1 pseudogene is annotated in these 223 nt (G+C 51.6%); it reads left to right on the top strand.

The features are described 5' to 3' along the window. Positions 1–35 precede the first annotated feature (35 nt). Positions 36–223: pseudogene (locus tag ACXX53_RS23190) on the top strand (Stk1 family PASTA domain-containing Ser/Thr kinase); the annotation flags it as partial.

Consider the following 223-nt stretch of genomic DNA (forward strand, 5'->3'; position numbering starts at 1 on the left):
CATGAATCAGACTCTGAGAAAGAGGGGTGTGACTCTTGATAGGGACTATTTTAGGGGGCAGATATGAAATATTGGAGCGCGTAGGCGGAGGCGGCATGGCCTTGGTTTACAAGGCGCTCGATCGTCTTCTGAATCGATACGTAGCGGTGAAGGTGCTGCGTCAGCAATTCGTGCACGATGAAGAATTCATTCGGCGTTTTGGTCGAGAAGCGCAGTCTGCTGC

The sequence above is a fragment of the Paenibacillus marinisediminis genome, from assembly GCF_054343325.1.